The organism is Symplocastrum torsivum (assembly GCF_059505465.1).
Genome location: NZ_JCACKQ010000132.1, coordinates 1 through 18,259, shown reverse-complemented (window position 1 = coordinate 18,259; position 18,259 = coordinate 1). Strand labels below are relative to the sequence as shown.

At 44.8% G+C, this 18,259-nt stretch carries 16 protein-coding genes, 1 tRNA gene and 1 CRISPR repeat array; of the genes, 7 read left to right on the top strand and 10 right to left on the bottom strand.

Annotation, left to right across the window (positions count from 1 at the left end; genetic code table 11):
* Positions 1-20: 20 nt before the first annotated feature.
* Positions 21-1,337 (bottom strand): urea ABC transporter substrate-binding protein, encoded by a 1,317-nt coding sequence (urtA, locus tag AC5JL3_RS33115; RefSeq protein ID WP_496078502.1) that lies wholly within the window; start codon positions 1,335-1,337, stop codon positions 21-23.
* 346 nt (positions 1,338-1,683) lie between these two features.
* Here urtA and AC5JL3_RS33110 point away from each other — a divergent pair, with 346 nt between their 5' ends.
* Positions 1,684-3,636: a sensor histidine kinase gene (locus AC5JL3_RS33110; protein ID WP_496078501.1), complete on the top strand. Its 1,953-nt coding sequence runs from the start codon at positions 1,684-1,686 to the stop codon at positions 3,634-3,636.
* Here the strand turns inward: AC5JL3_RS33110 and ureG are convergent.
* Together ureG and AC5JL3_RS33100 are read right to left on the bottom strand one after the other, a co-directional pair.
* Positions 3,556-4,191: an urease accessory protein UreG gene (gene ureG / locus AC5JL3_RS33105; protein WP_496078500.1), complete on the bottom strand. Its 636-nt coding sequence runs from the start codon at positions 4,189-4,191 to the stop codon at positions 3,556-3,558. The genes AC5JL3_RS33110 and ureG overlap by 81 nt on opposite strands.
* 289 nt (positions 4,192-4,480) lie before the next feature.
* Positions 4,481-5,179, bottom strand: a complete 699-nt coding sequence (locus AC5JL3_RS33100) for an urease accessory protein UreF (protein ID WP_496078499.1) — start codon at positions 5,177-5,179, stop codon at positions 4,481-4,483.
* 336 nt (positions 5,180-5,515) lie between these two features.
* On the opposite strand from AC5JL3_RS33100, the gene AC5JL3_RS33095 reads away from it, so the two are divergent.
* Entirely contained in the window at positions 5,516-6,856 is a 1,341-nt protein-coding gene (locus AC5JL3_RS33095; protein WP_496078498.1) for an NAD(P)/FAD-dependent oxidoreductase, read from the top strand.
* Between the two features lie 99 nt (positions 6,857-6,955).
* On the opposite strand, the gene AC5JL3_RS33090 is transcribed toward AC5JL3_RS33095, so the two are convergent.
* Entirely contained in the window at positions 6,956-7,138 is a 183-nt protein-coding gene (locus AC5JL3_RS33090; RefSeq protein WP_496078497.1) for a hypothetical protein, read from the bottom strand.
* Between the two features lie 18 nt (positions 7,139-7,156).
* Between AC5JL3_RS33090 and AC5JL3_RS33085 the strand changes: the two genes are divergently transcribed.
* The 3 genes from AC5JL3_RS33085 (at position 7,157) to AC5JL3_RS33075 (ending at position 10,150) form a co-directional block, all read left to right on the top strand.
* Positions 7,157-8,986: a serine/threonine protein kinase gene (locus AC5JL3_RS33085; RefSeq protein ID WP_496078496.1), complete on the top strand. Its 1,830-nt coding sequence runs from the start codon at positions 7,157-7,159 to the stop codon at positions 8,984-8,986.
* A gap of 446 nt (positions 8,987-9,432) precedes the next feature.
* Entirely contained in the window at positions 9,433-9,786 is a 354-nt protein-coding gene (locus tag AC5JL3_RS33080) for a hypothetical protein (RefSeq protein WP_496078495.1), read from the top strand.
* A 55-nt stretch (positions 9,787-9,841) separates the two neighbouring features.
* Positions 9,842-10,150 (top strand): PPC domain-containing DNA-binding protein, encoded by a 309-nt coding sequence (locus AC5JL3_RS33075; RefSeq protein ID WP_496078494.1) that lies wholly within the window; start codon positions 9,842-9,844, stop codon positions 10,148-10,150.
* A gap of 278 nt (positions 10,151-10,428) precedes the next feature.
* Here the strand turns inward: AC5JL3_RS33075 and AC5JL3_RS33070 are convergent, their stop codons facing one another.
* Together AC5JL3_RS33070 and AC5JL3_RS33065 are read right to left on the bottom strand one after the other, a co-directional pair.
* Positions 10,429-11,340, bottom strand: coding sequence for a branched-chain amino acid transaminase (locus AC5JL3_RS33070; protein WP_496078493.1), 912 nt, complete (start codon positions 11,338-11,340; stop codon positions 10,429-10,431).
* A 167-nt stretch (positions 11,341-11,507) separates the two neighbouring features.
* Entirely contained in the window at positions 11,508-12,335 is an 828-nt protein-coding gene (locus AC5JL3_RS33065) for an MOSC domain-containing protein (RefSeq protein ID WP_496078492.1), read from the bottom strand.
* A gap of 429 nt (positions 12,336-12,764) precedes the next feature.
* Between AC5JL3_RS33065 and AC5JL3_RS33060 the strand changes: the two genes are divergently transcribed.
* The gene (locus AC5JL3_RS33060; protein ID WP_496078491.1) at positions 12,765-13,466 is read left to right on the top strand and encodes a DUF533 domain-containing protein; all 702 of its coding nucleotides are present in this window, start codon (positions 12,765-12,767) and stop codon (positions 13,464-13,466) included.
* 60 nt (positions 13,467-13,526) lie between these two features.
* Positions 13,527-14,552, top strand: coding sequence for a GTPase ObgE (gene obgE, locus AC5JL3_RS33055; RefSeq protein ID WP_496078490.1), 1,026 nt, complete (start codon positions 13,527-13,529; stop codon positions 14,550-14,552).
* A 313-nt stretch (positions 14,553-14,865) separates the two neighbouring features.
* Positions 14,866-15,839: a CRISPR direct-repeat array (repeat unit 37 nt; unit sequence CTCTCAATTACCTTGAATCCCTATCAGGGATTGAAAC).
* Positions 15,840-15,914: 75 nt separating this feature from the next.
* Here obgE and AC5JL3_RS33050 read toward each other — a convergent pair.
* The 4 genes from AC5JL3_RS33050 to AC5JL3_RS33035 form a co-directional block, all read right to left on the bottom strand.
* Positions 15,915-15,987 (bottom strand) — tRNA-Glu (locus AC5JL3_RS33050).
* Positions 15,988-16,076: 89 nt separating this feature from the next.
* Complete coding sequence (locus AC5JL3_RS33045) at positions 16,077-16,625, bottom strand: NYN domain-containing protein (RefSeq protein ID WP_192218154.1); 549 nt, start codon at positions 16,623-16,625, stop codon at positions 16,077-16,079.
* Between the two features lie 305 nt (positions 16,626-16,930).
* Positions 16,931-17,632, bottom strand: coding sequence for an energy-coupling factor ABC transporter ATP-binding protein (locus AC5JL3_RS33040; RefSeq protein WP_496078489.1), 702 nt, complete (start codon positions 17,630-17,632; stop codon positions 16,931-16,933).
* Entirely contained in the window at positions 17,629-17,895 is a 267-nt protein-coding gene (locus AC5JL3_RS33035; protein WP_496078488.1) for a UPF0367 protein family, read from the bottom strand. The genes AC5JL3_RS33040 and AC5JL3_RS33035 overlap by 4 nt, the downstream gene beginning before the upstream one ends.
* Positions 17,896-18,259 lie beyond the last annotated feature (364 nt).

Here is an 18,259-nt window from a genome sequence, read left to right as displayed (position 1 = left end):
AACCAACCACTAATAACGTCTTAAGTCGTCTTGAACTTCCCACCCTTGCTTGGGTCAGACCAATCACAAGCAAATCCCTTGGTTTCAGTAACAAATTGATTCCAAGGAATTGGCACAACGGCTTTATCGGTGGAATAGACGATTTTAAATAAACCGTCATCCTGAACCTCCCCAATCCGCACCACTTTCGCAATGTGATGATTGGCTTCCATCGTTACAGTGCCTTCGGGAGCCTCAAGCGTCTGACCATATGCTGCCTTACGCACAGCCTCTAAATCATCAACTGTTTTTGCCTTTTCAACCGCCTGCTTCCACAGATAAACAGCAATGTAAGCCGCTTCCATTGGGTCGTTCGTCACTCGGTCGTCACCGTACTCTTTCTTAAACGCCGCGACAAACTTTTGATTGGCAGGTGTCTCTACGGTTTGGAAGTAATTCCAAGCGGCATAATGACCTTTGAGGTACTCGACACCAATTGCCTTAACTTCTTCTTCAGCAACGCTCACCGACATGACAGGGTACTTATCTGGGCCTAAACCTGCACCTTGCATTTGCTTAAAGAAGGCAACATTACTATCTCCATTCAGGGTGTTGTAAATCACCCCACCGTTCGGTAAAGCCGCCCGGATTTTAGTAATAATCGCCGTAACTTCTGTATTACCCAAAGGCAGGTAATCTTCCCCAACGGTTTTGCCACCTTTGGCTGCTAATTGCGCTTTGATAATTGTGTTGGCAGTGCGTGGGAAAACGTAGTCAGAACCCACTAAGAAAAATTCTTTGCCCTTGTTTTCTAATAACCAATCAACAGAAGGTTCAATTTGCTGGTTTGGAGCCGCACCTGTATAGAAAATGTTGTTAGAACACTCCTGACCCTCGTACTGCACGGGGTACCAGAGCATGTGTTTCTTCTCTTCAAATACTGGCAGTACTGCCTTACGACTGGCAGAAGTCCAGCAGCCGAAGACAACAGGAACTTTATCCTGATCAATGAGCTTTCTTGCTTTCTCTGCAAAGGTCGGCCAGTCCGAAGCACCATCTTCAACAATTGCTTCTATCTGTTTGCCTAAGACACCACCCGCTGCGTTAATTTCCTTAATCGCTAGCTGTTCAGCATCCACGACACTCTTTTCACTAATCGCCATCGTGCCACTGAGGGAGTGGAGAATCCCGACTTTAATCGTGTCACCACTACTGGTAGATGCTGCTGGGGATGCCGAATCTGTTGGGCTTTCTGCTGTTGTTGTTTGACTGCCACCACAAGCTTTCAATAGAAGGCTTGTTCCCAAAGTCGCGGAGCCGTAGACCAAAAATTTCCGCCGTCCGAATCGCCTTGCCATGCCGTGATCTACCCCTCTCTTAAAATTTCAGCCTGTTGATATAGAGACACACATTCAAGCTGTGATATTAGAGCGAGGTTACCCGATCAATTGTTGTCTACGATACAAAAACTTGATTATTTCAGAGTTAGAAAGCGGAACTAGTGGGATCAGCCGTCTTCTGGGCCGTAAATTCAGGATCAGGGCTAGCTAAGAAATTCTCACGGATTCTCGACAAGTCCACGAGAAAACTTATTAAGAATTTCATAAAGTTGTTTAATTTGAACTGTTTATAGCTGCTATAAATGATTTTTATATAACTAGACAGATGCTGCGATTCCTTTCGTGGCTGAGGTGCAAGGCACCAATGCATCCTACTGGGCATAAGTACCCAGCCGTTTTTAACCTACTGCCATCGGTGCAGCTTCAAGAACATCAATCTGTCCGTGCAGATGAAGTGGGAAAAGGGCACGGGGTAAAGAGCGCTTTGGTGTCACCTTGGATCAAGCCATACACGATGCGCCAACTACGCTTCAGGCTCTTAAGTGCAAGTATCCGACAAAAAATTGGTGCTGGGTACGCGCTTGCTGTAGGAATTGCAATTTCAGGAACGATTGCTGGGTTAGCGATTGGAGAGCATTATCAAAATCGGGCAATTGTTCAATTAACCCGCGCCCATCAGCAAGAACATCTGCTTAAAGAATTACAAACAGCCGTATTGCAAGCGCGATCGCACGCTTCCCGCTTTCCTGTCGTCTTGGGAAATCCTGTCTGGCTACGATACGAAAATGAGGAGTTTATTCAAAGCATTGAACAAGCCAAACAAGCGATTTTAGAAACAGAACGCTTTATCAACAATTCCGACAACCTCGCCAAAGCAGATACCGAGACGTTACAAACTATATTACACAGAGCCGATATCACCGTAGAGGGTTACAGAAGCGTTACACAGTCCCTCTTACGGCAAATCAATGCTTGGAACTTGAGACAAGATGAAATTCTGCCAGCACAACAGGAACTATTAAGAAACAGCAGTGGCGAAGTGGCGATCGCGTTAGATCAGCTTTTTGAGCAGTTAAACCAGCTTATTGAGACAGCAAAAGATCAAGACAAGCAAGCAGCTATTACCCTAAAGCGGGCAGGTGCATTGCGAGTGCAAGTTATTGTGTCCAGTATGGTGCTATCAGCAGCGCTTGCTGTGGCACTCGCTTTATACACCAGTAATGCGATCGCCCAACCGATCAAAACCGTCACTAAAGTTGCTCAACAAGTAACAGAAGAGTCTAACTTTGAACTTCGGGTACCTGTGACAACCAACGATGAAGTCGGTGTCCTCGCAACCTCTCTTAATCAACTCATACAACGCATTGCTGTCTACACAAAGGAACTCAAGCTAGCCGAAGCGCAACTCATTCAAACCGAAAAAATGTCCAGCTTAGGTGCAATGGTTGCTGGTGTGGCTCACGAAATCAACAATCCTGTCAACTTTATCTATGGCAACCTGGACTACACCACTGAATACATTCAGGACTTACTTTCATTAGTGCGTCTCTATCAGCAACAATACCCTGAACCACTACCCGTAATTCAAGAGCAGATTGAAGCAATTGAGCTTGACTTTCTTGCCGAAGACTTACCCAAAATCCTCTCCTCCATGAAAGGAGGTGCTGAGCGTATCCGTGAGATTGTTCTATCCCTCAGAAACTTCTCCCGCCTAGACGAAGCTGAAATGAAGGCAGTCAATCTCCATGAAGGAATTGATAGCACGCTAATCCTTCTTAATAACCGCCTCAAGCAAAGAGTTGAAGTTATAAAACACTATGGGGAATTACCACTAGTAGAATGTTCTCCCGCGCAACTGAATCAGGTATTTATGAATATCCTGAGCAACGCTATTGATGCCTTGGAAGTAGGCGAGAAGGAAAGAAAATACGGGGATATGTCTACAAAACTCCCTGCATCTTCCTCCCAACCCCCAATTCCTACAATTCAGATTTGTACCAAAGTACTCGATCAAAACTGGGTAGCAATCTCAATCTCTGATAATGGTTCTGGGATTCCATCCGCAATCAAAGAGCGAATATTTGACCCATTTTTCACAACAAAAGAGCCAGGTAAAGGCACAGGCTTAGGTTTAGCGATTAGCTACCAAATTATTACTCAACATCACGGCAATATTCAGGTACATTCAGCATCGAATCAAGGGACAGAGTTCGTCATTACTTTACCAGTGCGGGCATCAACTACGCACAGTACCCGTTCCACCAATCATACTCTGCTCTCCCATGTGCAGTTTAACGAAGTCAATCACAACTCCTAATCCTTCCTGAGTCTTCAAATTTGTAAAAACAAACGGTTTATCACCTCGCATTTTTTTAGCGTCGCGTTCCATGACACCTAAATCAGCTCCCACTTGAGGGGCGAGGTCGATTTTATTGATTACTAAAAGGTCAGATTTCGTAATTCCGGGGCCTCCTTTCCGGGGAATTTTGTCACCAGCCGCTACATCAATAACATAGATGGTCAAATCAACAAGTTCTGGGCTAAAGGTTGCAGCTAGATTATCACCACCACTTTCTAAAAACACCAAGTCTAAGTCAGTAAATCGCTGTTCTAGCTGTTCAATAGCGGCTAGGTTCATTGAGGCATCCTCACGGATAGCCGTGTGAGGGCAACCCCCCGTTTCAACACCCAAAATGCGATCGCTCTCTAATGCCTGAGAACGCACCAAAAACTGAGCATCTTCTTGGGTATAAATATCATTGGTCACTACAGCGATTTGGCTCGATACCCGCATCGCCTTACACAAAGCATCTAATAAAGCCGTTTTCCCTGAACCCACGGGACCCGCAATCCCAACACGAAAAGCACTCATAGCATTTTGAGCTTTGAATAGTAGTGAAAAATATATAGCATTTCTCTGTTATGCGCGTGTACAGCAGAAAAACCTAACCCCCAACCCCTTCCCACCTCTCCCTAGCCCTCTCCTAAAAGGAGAGGGAAAAGGAATAATGTTTTTAGCTGGAAGGGGAGTAAGAATCAAAGCCTCTCTCCTTGTAGGAGAGAGGTCAAAGTGTACCGCATCCAACCGAGAACCGCTATAGTTACATTATCTTTGGCAAAAGCATCAAACCCTTTGAGCGCTGACCGCTGACAGCTCTCCATCAACTCTGAAATAACCGCGTGTATTGAGTTTCATGCGCCATACTGGCAAGCGCTAATCCCCAGCCACAACTACTTAATTGCTCATCCTTTAAGGCTAAAATGTCTTGGCTAGCCAAAGAGAGGCTACTAGCAAGTTCAAGTAGTAACTGTTGACCTGCTGTTTGACCCAGAGGAATCAGTTTGACACCTGCACCAATCAGATTAGATGCCCAACTATGCAAGTAGCCAAGCACAGAAGCGGTAAGATCTATTTGCCAATAGGCTGAGGCAATGCCAAATGCGATCGCATAATTACAAGGTGTACCTGCTGCTGCTGCCAAATCTGCTAGAGAGATAGGCAATTGTGTCTTGGGTGGTGGTAAATCCCGAAGCAATCGCATTAGAGAGTTCCCCATCTGCCAACTTTGCGATCGCAACTCAGCCGTTTCCTTTGCAGCACTTACCCAAGCATTCCAATACTCTAAAGCCTCAACATCACCACTGATAACACTACGATAAGCTCGCACCATCACTGCTGCTTCCAATCGAATTGCACCATAACGCAGTTCTTGCTCTAGCCAGTACCATAAGCTTTTTGGGTTGTGAATCACACCAGCCTCAACTAAGGCTTCCAATCCATCGGAATAGCTATAAGCACCCACTGGCAACGCCGGACTAGCTAGTTGTAAGAGACGTAGAAGAGATAAATCGTTCAGCATCTCTTCTACTTATCACAAATAGTGTTAAGTTTTGATTTTTGGCAACGGCTGTTATGGATGTGATTGATTAGCAGCGATCGCCTACTGCCACTAACCTCTCCTAGTGATGAGCTAGAGTCGCATTTTCACTCTGTCTGCGATCGCACCTTGTTGTACCAGTGATTTTATACAGACACAAGAAATTATAAATTATAAATTAGCCCGTATACATTGATACTTATACTTAGTGACTTTTAATATAAATTTATTTAGATTAGTGTTTGTAAGAGCCTTAAGATAATTAACTTCTTCTCAATTAATTGTCTAAGCCGTTAAATCCATAGGGAAAGAACCTTTATGCTAACCGAAGCCAAAGACCAGTCTCCTCATCATGTTGTCATCGTTGGTGGCGGATTTGGTGGGCTTTATGCCGCAAAGGCTCTCTCAAAGGCACCTGTAAAGGTCACGCTAATTGATAAACGAAATTTTCACCTGTTTCAGCCATTGCTTTATCAGGTGGCGACAGGTGGCTTATCGGCTGGTGATATTTCCTCTCCCTTGCGAGCCGTCTTAAGCCGTCAGAAAAATACAGAAGTGCTGATGGGGGAAGTGACGAAAATAGACCCTCAGCAGCAAACCGTCAAAGTACAAAACCGAGAACTCAATTACGACAGCCTCATCGTTGCGACAGGCGTTAGCCACCACTACTTTGGCAACGAGCAATGGGCACCCAAAGCTCCAGGCTTGAAAACAGTAGAAGATGCGCTAGAAATGCGGCGTCGTATCTTTGTTGCGTTTGAAGCCGCAGAAAAAGAAACAGACCTAGAAAAGCGCCGTGCTTGGTTAACTTTTGTCTTAGTGGGAGGTGGCCCAACAGGAGTCGAATTAGCTGGGGCGATGGCAGAACTTGCCTACACCACCTTGAAGAACGACTTCCGCAACATCGACACATCGGAAGCCAAAATTCTACTGATAGAAGGCATGGATCGAGTTTTGCCGCCTTATCCACCTGAGTTGTCGGCAAAAGCTCAAGCCTCACTAGAGCGTTTGGGAGTGACGATTCAAACCAAGGCTATGGTTACCAACATTGAAGATGATGTTGTGACTATCCGTAAAGGTGATGAGACTGAACAAATTGCGGCGCGGACTGTCTTGTGGGCGGCTGGAATGAAAGCTTCTGGAATGGGTGAGGTTATTGCCAAAGCAACGGGGGCCCAACTCGATCGCGCAGGGCGAGTGATAGTAGAACCAAACCTCAGTGTACCGAACCATCCAAATATTTTTGTCATTGGTGACTTAGCGAACTTCCCTCACCAAAATGACAAACCCTTACCGGGTGTTGCACCCGTTGCGATGCAAGAAGGACAGTATGTTGCTCGTCTTATCAAGCAACGCTTCAAAGGAAAGACATTACCGGAATTCCACTACAACGACTACGGCAGCTTAGCGGTAATTGGGCGCAATGCGGCAGTTGTAGACTTAGGCTTTATCAAGTTTGCTGGCTTCCCAGCTTGGCTTGCCTGGATTTTTATCCACATCTTCTATTTGATTGAGTTTGACAACAAACTGCTCGTGCTGATTCAGTGGGGCTGGAACTACTTCACCCGTAAACGTGGGGCGCGTTTGATTACGAATCAAGATACCCCACCTCTGAGTGTTGAAGAAGAGAGTGATTATCGAACACCCGTTGAGGTGTAGCCGAGATTGGGCTAATTCGGTTAGAAGGAAAGGAATAAATTGCTCCTTTTCGGCTTTGCCTTGCCCGAATCGTCCTGGTACAACAGAATTCAACGGGTATTAACCAATTGATAAGCGATCGCCCTCATCTTTTGAGGAAAGCGGTATCGTGGATAAATGCAACACATGGCTGTGCGATACAATGCGCGATCGCACATCTTGTGTCCGTTCCCGTTCTCCGAGCCAAGTCTTCTGGAGAAGCGGTAGAATTTCCTGAAGAATAGGGCAATTCGCCGAAGACATGCCTTCCTCCTCACACTCATGAGCAATTTTCCAGATTTATCCAGCCACGGTTTCAGGGTCGTTAGAGAGTTAGGTCACAATCGCGCTGGTGGGAGAGTGACCTATCTTGCTATTCCTCTGCCTTCAGCCTCCTCCCTGGCTAAGGGGAAAATGGGGGGGCAACCCATTGTTATTAAGCAATTTCAATTTGCAAAACGTGGCACTAATTGGTCAGACTACGATACCATCGAGCGCGAAATCCAAGTTTTGCGAGGACTAAATCATCCCGGTATCCCTCGCTACTTAGGGTCTTTTCAAACCTCACAAGGCTTTTGCCTAGTGCAGGAATATAAAAGGGCACCCTCTCTCGTCGTACCCCGCAGTTTTGACCCAGATGAAATTAAGCAAATTGCAGTTTCTTTGCTTTCCATTTTGGTTTACCTGCAAAATCGCATTCCTGCCATTAGTCATCGAGATCTCAAACCGGAGAATATCTTGGTGGATGACAAGATCAATGTTTTCCTCGTAGATTTCGGCTTGGCGAGGATTGGTGATAGTGAAGTGGCTGTAAGCAGCGTCGCCAAAGGCACAATTGGGTTTATGGCACCCGAACAGCTATTTAATCGGCAGTTGAGTGAGGCATCCGACCTCTATGGTTTAGGGGCAACCCTAATTTGCTTGCTAACTGGTACGCCATCTACAGCGATTAGCAACTTAATTGATGACGACTACCGAATCAACTTCAAGCATCTTGTTCCGAAGCTGAGTCTGCGTTGGATTGAGTGGCTGCAAAAGATGGTTGAACTCAAACCAAAAGACCGTTTTCCTGATGCAGCAACGGCACTGGAAGCTCTCAAACCTATCTACGTTATCCGTGTCCCAGAAGTTAAGCTCAATCAAACGAATTTGGAATTTACCGCCAAAAAACTCGGTGAAAAGTTAAGTCAAACGATTACCATTACTAACTCGGTTCCGGATACGGTTCTGGAAAGTCGCTTGGAAGTTGCCTCGCATTTAAGTGACCCACCGCATACTCCTGACTTCCACAGATGGATTTGGCTGGAACAGTCTGAGTTTATCGATAATAATGCGCTGTGCAAAATCACGGTTGACACCAGTCGGCTGATGGCAAACAAGACCTTTGAGCGAGAGCTTTTAATTCACAGCAATTCTCAGCCAGAAACTCAGATTGTCAACATCAAAGTCAATACAGCTCCAGTGCCAATCGCTACAAAAAAAATGCCTTATTTTTCCCTGGCTTTACTGGTGTTTTTTGCAGCGGTGGCAACTTGGGTTGAAACCTCAGCTTGGGAGGGGATTGTCAACAAAAGTGGGACATTGGGAATGGCGATCGCAATTTTTGTGTCCGCCTTTGTTGCCTTGTTGGGAGTAATGGCAGCCGTCACTTCTAACTTTATCTCTAATGTTGTCGCGAAGATTAGATCCAGATTTGGGCTACCGCTAAAAGCGCTGGATACTGTAGCAGCGGTATTTTTTGCCGGAGTAGCCGCAATGATGGTTACAGGGTTCGGGGCGAAATTTCGAGCCACAAATGCTGCGATCGCTGCCTTTGCTGCTGTTGATGCTGTGGTGTTTATGGCAGCCTTTGAGGGCGAAGGCGTTGCGGCAAGTTGCTTAAATCGAGGATTTAGTAAAACATTGGCTTGCGGAGTGTCTATATTGTCAGGAGCTTTAGGAATTAGTTTAGGGATTGGGTTTAAATTAGGATTTTTCAATAATCTACCAGTCATGTCTGCTGTGTTAGGAACCAGCTTTCCCTTAGCAGCAATGCTTCTTTATCCCCCCCTAGAGCGTGCAAGGCGAATTGCTAATTACCGGAAGTTGGAAGGGCATTTAATTAAGCCGTAATTAGTTTAGTAGGGTGGGCAAGATTGCCCACCTTATTTTAATTAGGGCAAAGTGTTTAGATGTCTAGTAGCTTCTGAGACTGCTCTTAGACTGAGGCTGAGGAATTGAAGCTTCTGAAAATCACTGGCTTCCATGTTCTCTTTATTTAAAGTCTCAAGTATTCTGCTCTGGAGCTTGTCGATAATCTTATCTTGGTTCTCTAGCCGCTGGTTTCTTGACATTTCCACTTCTTACCAATGAGCTATAGCTGCTCTTCCGATAATAATATCTGTATTCAGATTAAGTTGTGGTCTATCAGGCAACTTTAAGGCAGATCTGTAACATCGCTGTAAAGACAACAGCCCTAAACCAGGTAGATTGCGATGAGGTAACGAAATCAAACGCTACAAGAGCTATGCGTTGGGTTATCTATCCTTCGGAAACGCGATCGCTTTACCCAACCACCTATGTCTTTCCAGTCATATAGCCATCAGCAGTCAGCTTTGGGCGGTCAGCTTTCGGTCAAAGCGGCTCTAGTTAAGAAACGCTCTTCTCCCCTTAATGTCCTAACATTCGTGGCTACTGCTATAACAACCTCTCTTACCTCTTGCCCATTTATGGCGATTCTCGTATCAGTGAGGTACATCTTACTTTCTTGCCTATTCCCTTCGGGTGCGCTTCCTCATCCGGAGGTTCCCTCCGGATGCCAGCGTCACCCAATTCCCCATTCCCAATTCCCGAAAACCCAGAACCTTTTACCTCATCCAAAGGAGAACTGCTATATAACTGGTGAGTTATTTTACCTCAGTAGCACTATGTAGTACAGAATATTTGTTCCAACAGATTGATAAGTCAGAGTTGGAGTAAGGATTGTCTATGAAGATTTTTCCAATTCGATTAAAACCTGAACAAGATTTAAAAGCCAGCCTGAAAACGTTCGTAGAACAAAATAATATCCAATCAGGCTTTATCCTTACTACTGTTGGTAGCCTCAAACAAGCAACCCTACGCTTTGCGAGTCAAGACGAAACTCAAGTATTTGAGGAAAGATTTGAGATAGTTTCCCTGGTTGGTACGCTTTCCACTCACGGACTTCATCTACATATTTCCCTATCTGATAAAAATGGTAAAACTATTGGCGGACATCTCGTAGATGGTTGCATTATCTATACAACCGCAGGATAATTGTCGGCACTACTGAAAATTTCACATTTCTGAGAACAGGAGATACTGTTACTGGCTACAAGGAGCTAGAAATTCAACCTAAAATTGAACCATCCTGATAAATATAGCAGTCGCCAAAGCTGTTAGGACAATTTCGTGATAGCCGCCTACAGTAGCTTATTGTGTGAGTTGATCATTGTCCTAAGCTGCCTGTCCGTTGCTATACCTGGACTTGAATAAATCAAAGATAGGTTAACACCCTAACCTCCTTCTCTACAAAGAAACGCGAAAGAGAAGCTTTAAATAGATATTACATCTACCCAATCACTATATTGAGAATCTCTATTTTCGGTAATTGCTGTAATCTTTTCTCGAATTGATTCAGTTATTGGTCTAGTTTTGGGAAGTTCATAGTTCTCAACTTTTTTAACAGGAGTAACCTTAGCCGCTGTCCCACTCAAGAAAACTTCGTCAGCGATAAATAGCTCAGATTTATCAACAGGTCGTTCTAGGGTTTTAATTCCTAAATTTCTCGCAACAGTAATCACGCTATCCCTAGTAATGCCTTCTAGAATATCCTGGTCAAAACCCGGAGTAATTAGTTCTCCGTTTCTGACTATGAATATATTCATGCCAGAAGCTTCACTGACTTTACCTTGAGAATTGAGTAAAATCGCTTCGTCGAAACCAGATTCAAACGCTTCAGTTTTTGCTAAAGAAGAAGTAATATAAGCAGCGCTGATTTTCGCTCTGAGGGGCAAACTCCGGTCTTCTTGCCGATACCAAGAACTAATCCGGCAACTAATTCCTTCTGGAGGTAGATAATCGCCAATTTCTAAGCCGTAAACAAAAAAGTCTTTTTCAATGTTATGGAGTCTAGGGGAAATTCCTAAACCTGAGGTATAAATAAACGGTCTAATATAGAACGACGCTGTTGGCTTATTTTGCTCTACAAATTGAATGATAATTTGCTTAATTTTATCGGCTGGTAAATCGTAGTGAAGAAATTTAGCACTATTACTTAATCGTTGGCAATGTCGCTCTAATCTAAATAGTAGGACTTGCTGAGAATTCTCAGGGTTGGGGATACCACGTAATCCCCCAAGCGCTCCTGTCCCGTAGTGTAAGGCGTGGGTTGCAATAGAAACATTCGCTTCTGCAAAAGGTAAAAATTTATTTTGAAAATAAGCAACGGGTAGGAAATTATGCATTATCGAAATGAACTAATAAATTGAATAGGTTTAGCCTTATGAGTATAAGGGATTACCCAGATTAAAGAGCTAGTACAACTTTATCCAGTTTTACTAGAACAGTGCCAAAGATGAAATTGGCAGGATACGACTGCTACAGAAAGGTTTGGTGAGGATTAAGTCGAGAATTATGAGATTAATAATGATTCTGTGTTCAAGCTTTGAATTTCTACTGAATCTCCTACCTGGAGTGTTCCGAGTTGTGCTGGAACTAAGTTTTGCCCAAACCAAACTTTTCTATCCCAGAGGCGATATTTAGCTAGCGTGACTAATGGCTCTTTTCCTCGAATTCCTTGCGTTTGATCAATTGTGGTAACCACACAGCGATCGCATCCCTTAACGACATGAAATAGAATCGAACCAATGCGGATTTGTCGCCAAGTATCTTCAGCAAACGCCTCACAACCAGAAACGACCAAATTGGGACGGAAGCGATTCATTGGGACAGGCTCATCCAATCGCTCATTTAAATCTTGGAGCGATGCTTCAGACGTTAGTAAAAATGGAAACGCATCAGCAAAACTCACTAGCTCATTTTGCATCGAATAATGAGAACTGACTAGTCGGTGCGAGCGTTCTGGCATGAACACCAACTGACAGGAGGTTCCTAGAAACTCACTAAACCACTGATTAACTTCTGCTGTCAGAGAGATTGCCTCACAGAAATCATTCCACACTTGGACAAAGATGGTATCGCCACTATCAAGGGATGTTGGGATAGCAATACTTCCATGATTAGGAGCCTCAACAATTAACTGATTTCCTTCTAGGCGTACACCAATCAACGCCATACGAGGAAACTTACGCTGTGTCATGAACTTTCCCGTTTCATCAACTAACATCCAGCGTCTATCGTATTGAAAGCCACGGTTCTCAACCTGAGCCGTTTGTAAGGAAATGCCCCCCGCCGATTTAATGGGGTAAATGTATATTCCACTCAATTTGATTTGAGCCATGTTAAGCAAAAAATTAAATACGATTAGTCTTAATTAATATAAAGGATTCCTTCAGTTGCGACCTGATACAACTTGAGTAAGTTTAACTAAAACAGTTATGAGAATGAGGTTCAGATTCTCGCCTTCATGAATCATTTAGAACGGCTATAGCAGAAAACCGTCAGCTATCAGGCATCAGCTTTGTTGTTTTCCTGAGTAGTAGCGCTGTTTCACAACCTTATAGCTGTAGCCAGTAGGGGTAGCACCCCAGCTTTGAGCAGAATTTTTTGCCAGCACTCGTTAAAATCACAAAGAGGAACAGCCCGAACTTCGATGAAGTCACGAAACGATTAGGTGTGCAAGTTGTCTAGTCTCCTACGTTACAACTAGGAGAGACAGAGCCAAAAATAGCTCTTAAAACAGCGTCCGTAGATTTAATGAAAGCGAGTTATGACGAGTGTAATTCAATCTCCTTACGCAGAAGAACAAATAACCGCATGGCTGCGGGGTTTATTCACGGTTGCTTGGGCAGACGGTCATTTTGACCCAGAAGAACAAGAGATACTTACCCAAATCGCGCAAGAAGAACTAGCTCCTTCAAAGGATTTGTCCTCGCTTGATGAACCCATCTCGGCGGAGGAACTTGCGGCGGCTTTGGGTAATGACTCGGCAAGGGCAGAGAATTTCTTGAGAACGGCTGTGATGGTAGCGCTAGCAGACGGTGTGTACTCAACCACGGAAGCAGATGTTCTACATGAGTTCTGTGAAGCACTGGGGTTGAAGGTGGAGGCGCTAGAATCACTGCGGCTGACGCTTTATGACAGCAAAGCCACTACGGCAGCTAACCCAATAGCTGAATTAGCTCAGGAACCAGGAACGTCTCCTCACCCCCATTCCGATGTTCTGCACCCAGTACGGGAGTGGCTAGATGGCATGGAAATTCATGACCCACGGTTAGCACGATTTATGTGCAAATTGATTCCAGCTCAATGCCCTTTCGAGCGGGATGTCAAGCTATTTGGACACAAAATCGTCCACATCCCCCCACTGTGCAAGATTAATCCCCTCTATGAGCAGTTAGTCGGCTTGCGTTTTAGGGCTTTATCCTATCTGGCAGATGAGAAGGGTGAGGATATCTCAGACTATTGTTAGGTAATCAGTGGTTAGTCGCTGACAACTAACTACCAATAACCAACAACTAACAACTAAACAATGCAATTTATTGACCAAGCGGAAATTGAAGTAGAAGCAGGCAAGGGTGGCGATGGCATTGTCGCATTCCGGAGGGAGAAGTATGTGCCTGCGGGTGGGCCTGCGGGTGGTAATGGGGGACGTGGTGGTGATGTTATCTTAGTCGCTGACCAAAACCTACAAACCTTACTGGACTTCAGATACGCCCATCACTTCCAGGGTGAGAACGGTGGGCGCGGAGGGCCGAATAATCGGACAGGTGCAGATGGAGGCGATCGCATTATTGAAGTTCCTTGTGGTACGGTCATCTATGATGCTCATACGGATGAAATCGTGGGCGATTTGGTGGAACCGGGGCAAAGGCTTTGTGTCGCCAAAGGTGGAAAGGGAGGTTTGGGAAACAAGTACTTCCTGAGTAATCGCAATCGGGCGCCAGAGTATGCTTTACCGGGACTTGAAGGCGAGAAACGCACTTTACGCATGGAGTTGAAGCTACTGGCAGAAGTGGGGATTATTGGTTTACCGAATGCTGGTAAATCTACCTTGATTTCGTCTCTTTCTGCTGCCCGACCAAAGGTAGCCGACTATCCCTTTACAACACTGATTCCAAATTTGGGTGTTGTGCGTAAGCCAAATGGTGACGGTACAGTTTTTGCGGATATTCCTGGACTAATCGCTGGGGCGCATCAGGGGACAGGTTTGGGTCACGATTTTCTGCGTCATATTGAGCGCACACGCTTGTTGCTACACCTGATTGATGCGACGGCTGATGATGCGATCGCTAATTATCAAATTATTCAAGAGGAGTTACACGCTTATGGGCGTGGGTTACCAGAACGTCCTCAAATTCTTGCTCTCAACAAGGTGGATGCTGTTGACAAAGAAACTGTAGATGCTATTGCAACTCAACTAAGCCAGCTAACTCAGGTGCCAGTATTTCAGATTTCAGCGGCTACTCGCCTTGGATTAGACCCACTCTTACAAAAAATCTGGCAATCTCTCGACCAGCTAGCCCCTATTGAAGTGCCGACTCTAACTGGACTTTGACATTCTCTAGATTGGAATAGGGTGTGAGGAAAAGCAATTTTCCTGATTTGTTTGGACAATTGCTCGTAGGTGTTTATCTTGCTGAATGCGCGAAGGGGTAGGTGTTTTTGAGAATTTGCTCTAAGAATCGACTGGATTCTTGATGAGACAATGGTTTGAAGCTATCACCCGCACAGAGGGATTCGCGCACCATAGCAGGTAAGGGTTTCAGCAATTTTGATTCTTGACAAGAAGCAGGTTTTTGGAGATGATTGGAACATCCGCGCAAACGAACCTTGAAAACTTCATACAGTCAGCCTTTCAGGTTGCCGCTCTCTCAATTACCTTGAATCCCTATCAGGGATTGAAACCTGCTGTACCAAGCCCTAAAGTTACCGCATCAGACTCTCAATTACCTTGAATCCCTATCAGGGATTGAAACGGATACTTTACCCAGCGACCAGCAGACGAACATCCTCTCAATTACCTTGAATCCCTATCAGGGATTGAAACTGCTATAGCGGTGGACATTCGTCAGCACTAACAGCGATCCTCTCAATTACCTTGAATCCCTATCAGGGATTGAAACGTAATTCTAAGAGCGAACATTTGTACTACCTTGCCTCTCAATTACCTTGAATCCCTATCAGGGATTGAAACGTGAACTACCTACAAAAAAAAGCGGCACCTACCGCTCTCAACTCTCAATTACCTTGAATCCCTATCAGGGATTGAAACTTCTACCTTAAGTTTCCTGACTTTCTCCATCAACTCTCAATTACCTTGAATCCCTATCAGGGATTGAAACTTGCTCGGTATCGGCTTGAGCATCAATTACAGTCTGCTCTCAATTACCTTGAATCCCTATCAGGGATTGAAACATGGGCTTTCATGTCGATCGCACGCCCTTCAGGACTCTCAATTACCTTGAATCCCTATCAGGGATTGAAACCAGCCTTGATAATTGCAGCGATCGTTTCGCTCCTCTCTCAATTACCTTGAATCCCTATCAGGGATTGAAACTTGATTGAACCAAAATCTAATCCACAAATAGCAAACTCTCAATTACCTTGAATCCCTATCAGGGATTGAAACCGCACCCTTACGCCTGAGACTGAATCAGTATTGCTCTCAATTACCTTGAATCCCTATCAGGGATTGAAACTTTCTAAAGTGATGAAGTTCCGAACTGTAGGATCTCTCAATTACCTTGAATCCCTATCAGGGATTGAAACAAGGAAAATGATGAGCGCATAGACAAGCTGGAAATTCTCTCAATTACCTTGAATCCCTATCAGGTACATAAAATAGGGGTTAGGAAGCTTCTCTTACTGCGAAGTACTAGCATCCAACCCCAGATGATTCAATTTAGTTAATTTTTGATACCCCCAAGGGAATTCGAATCCCTGTCGCCTCCGTGAAAGGGAGGTGTCCTAGGCCTCTAGACGATGGGGGCTTGTTTTCACACCTTTATAAGATTAGTAGGTATTTCAGTATCTGTCAACTACCTGCTGAACTCAACTTAGCACCCGCACTTTCCACAACTCACTTAATCCCCTTACGCCATTGGGCTAACCGTTGTTGAGCCTCGGCATCTAAGGAATTGAATAAAAAACGACCCTGAGACTGTTTCTGGGGTCGCTGTCGGCGACGAGTTCGACGCGCCGTAAATTCAACATCACTTGCCAACTGCTGAGACGACATCCATTCTGCCCCGTACCCTACCACCGTAAGTTGCTGCGCTCGATCTGAAGTCGCAACGATTAATCGCTGGGTTAGCCGACTAATATTGAATCGGAAGGAAGCACAGAACTTCTCGATGTAGGTGTCTGCCGTCTGTCCAAAATCTGTATAGCAAATTGATAAATGAGTTGTTAAGACTTCCGAGTAAATGGGTGTATTTTGAGCATGAGCATCAAAAACAACCTGAGTTTTATAGCCTTGAAAGGCACTGTAATTGATTAAAGCTTCAACTAACTCTTGGCGAGCTGCTTCCAAGCCATCGCAATCACGGGTCTTTTTCAAACAAGACCAAGCTCCGATGACGTTATAGCCATCAACTAGTAAAACAGCCTGTGGTGAGGAACGGGGCATTCTTCAAGGCCAATATGTTGCTGTAGGATTTTATCAGTAACCTAATATTAACAATAGTTTACAGAAATCAGTTTAGAGCAATCAGTGTTGAAATCTCCTTCCCAATCGGAAGTATGACTTTAAAACGATGATGGATCTGTTCATGGTTAACTGTTAAGCGTTAACAGTCAACCCATAAAGGGAATAAACCTTCTGCCTTCTGCGATAAGAACCCAAGCCCTAGTTGACGAAAGCTGTACAAAAAAAAGGAGACTGGAGGTACGTCTTCTCCAATCCCCATCGAATAACGTTCAATCAGAAACTACTCAAATTGCAACATTTGCTTCTTGCATCAGTCGTTGCTTGAGGCGTTCCGGGTCACCCTGATCAACAACTTGACCTTGTTCCAACAGAAAAGCACCGTCACAATAATTCAGTTCATCCAAGCGGTGCGTGACCCATAACGCTGTCAACTCACGACTTTTGACAAGGTTTCGCACTTGCGCGACTAAATCCAGTTGAGTATCTGGATCAAGCAAAGCTGTGGGTTCATCTAAAAGTATGACCTCGCACTGACGTGCGATCGCGCCTGCGATCGCAATTCGCTGCTTCTGCCCACCACTTAGGGCATAAATCGGGCGTCGCTGCAAATCTAGCAACTTGACTGCCGCTAGCGCCTCTCTCACCCGCGCATTCACCTGAGCAATAGAAAGCTTTTCCTCCACCAGACCAAAAGCCACATCTGCACCGACTGTAGGCATGACTAGCTGATGATCGGGATTTTGAAAGACAAAGCCTACTCCTGACGAAATCTGAATTTCACCGGACTGAGGCTGCAATAGCCCTGCTAGCAACCTCAGTAACGTTGATTTTCCACTTCCATTGGTACCCAGGAGCATCCAAAACTCGCCTTTGGGAACATCCAAAGAGCAAGATTGTAAAACAGCCGCTCCTTGAGGCCAACTGAAGCAAAGATCTCGCACATGAATTGCCGCTTGGCTCATGGCGTTAGTTGCTGTTGTATTCATTCAGCCAGAGCAAAGAATCCTGGAGTACGCCCTGCTCCAGCGGCCCCAGATTTCTGAGAAATTACGACGGCAGTAATTTGATCGCTAAGAACACCAACTTTCTTTTCCGGTTGGTGATCACATTTGAGTTCCAAAAGCTGAGGACTATCAGAGCGCATCGCTTTGATAATTTCCTGGTAAGTTGCTTCTGCCTCTTCTGCTGACTTGCGTTGCACAGACAGCGGCATAGGTGTGTACTTTAAAGTCAGGTCAATAGTGAACATGCGGTGTCAAGCGGCAAATATTCCGTACATATACTTTCTTTATTATCTTAGACACGCGCCAACACAATTATGAGAGCGGGAAGGCAGTACGGCTTACTACATAGCACTTGGAAGTCATCACAGGTAGGCTTTTTAACATAGCTCATCTAAATAGAGTGGAAATCTTAGAGACTTTCACATAAGATATTGAGTACAGTAAAGAAAAGTAAATTTTACTCATAACCGAGCCATAATCTGCTTAATCAAAGCAGCGTTATATGTAGGTTAAGAGCTTTTCTTTGGTACTCATAAATTCTTGGAGATCTTCGTTATGACAATCGCAGTCGGACGTGCGCCAAGTAGTCGAGGATGGTTTGACGTCGTC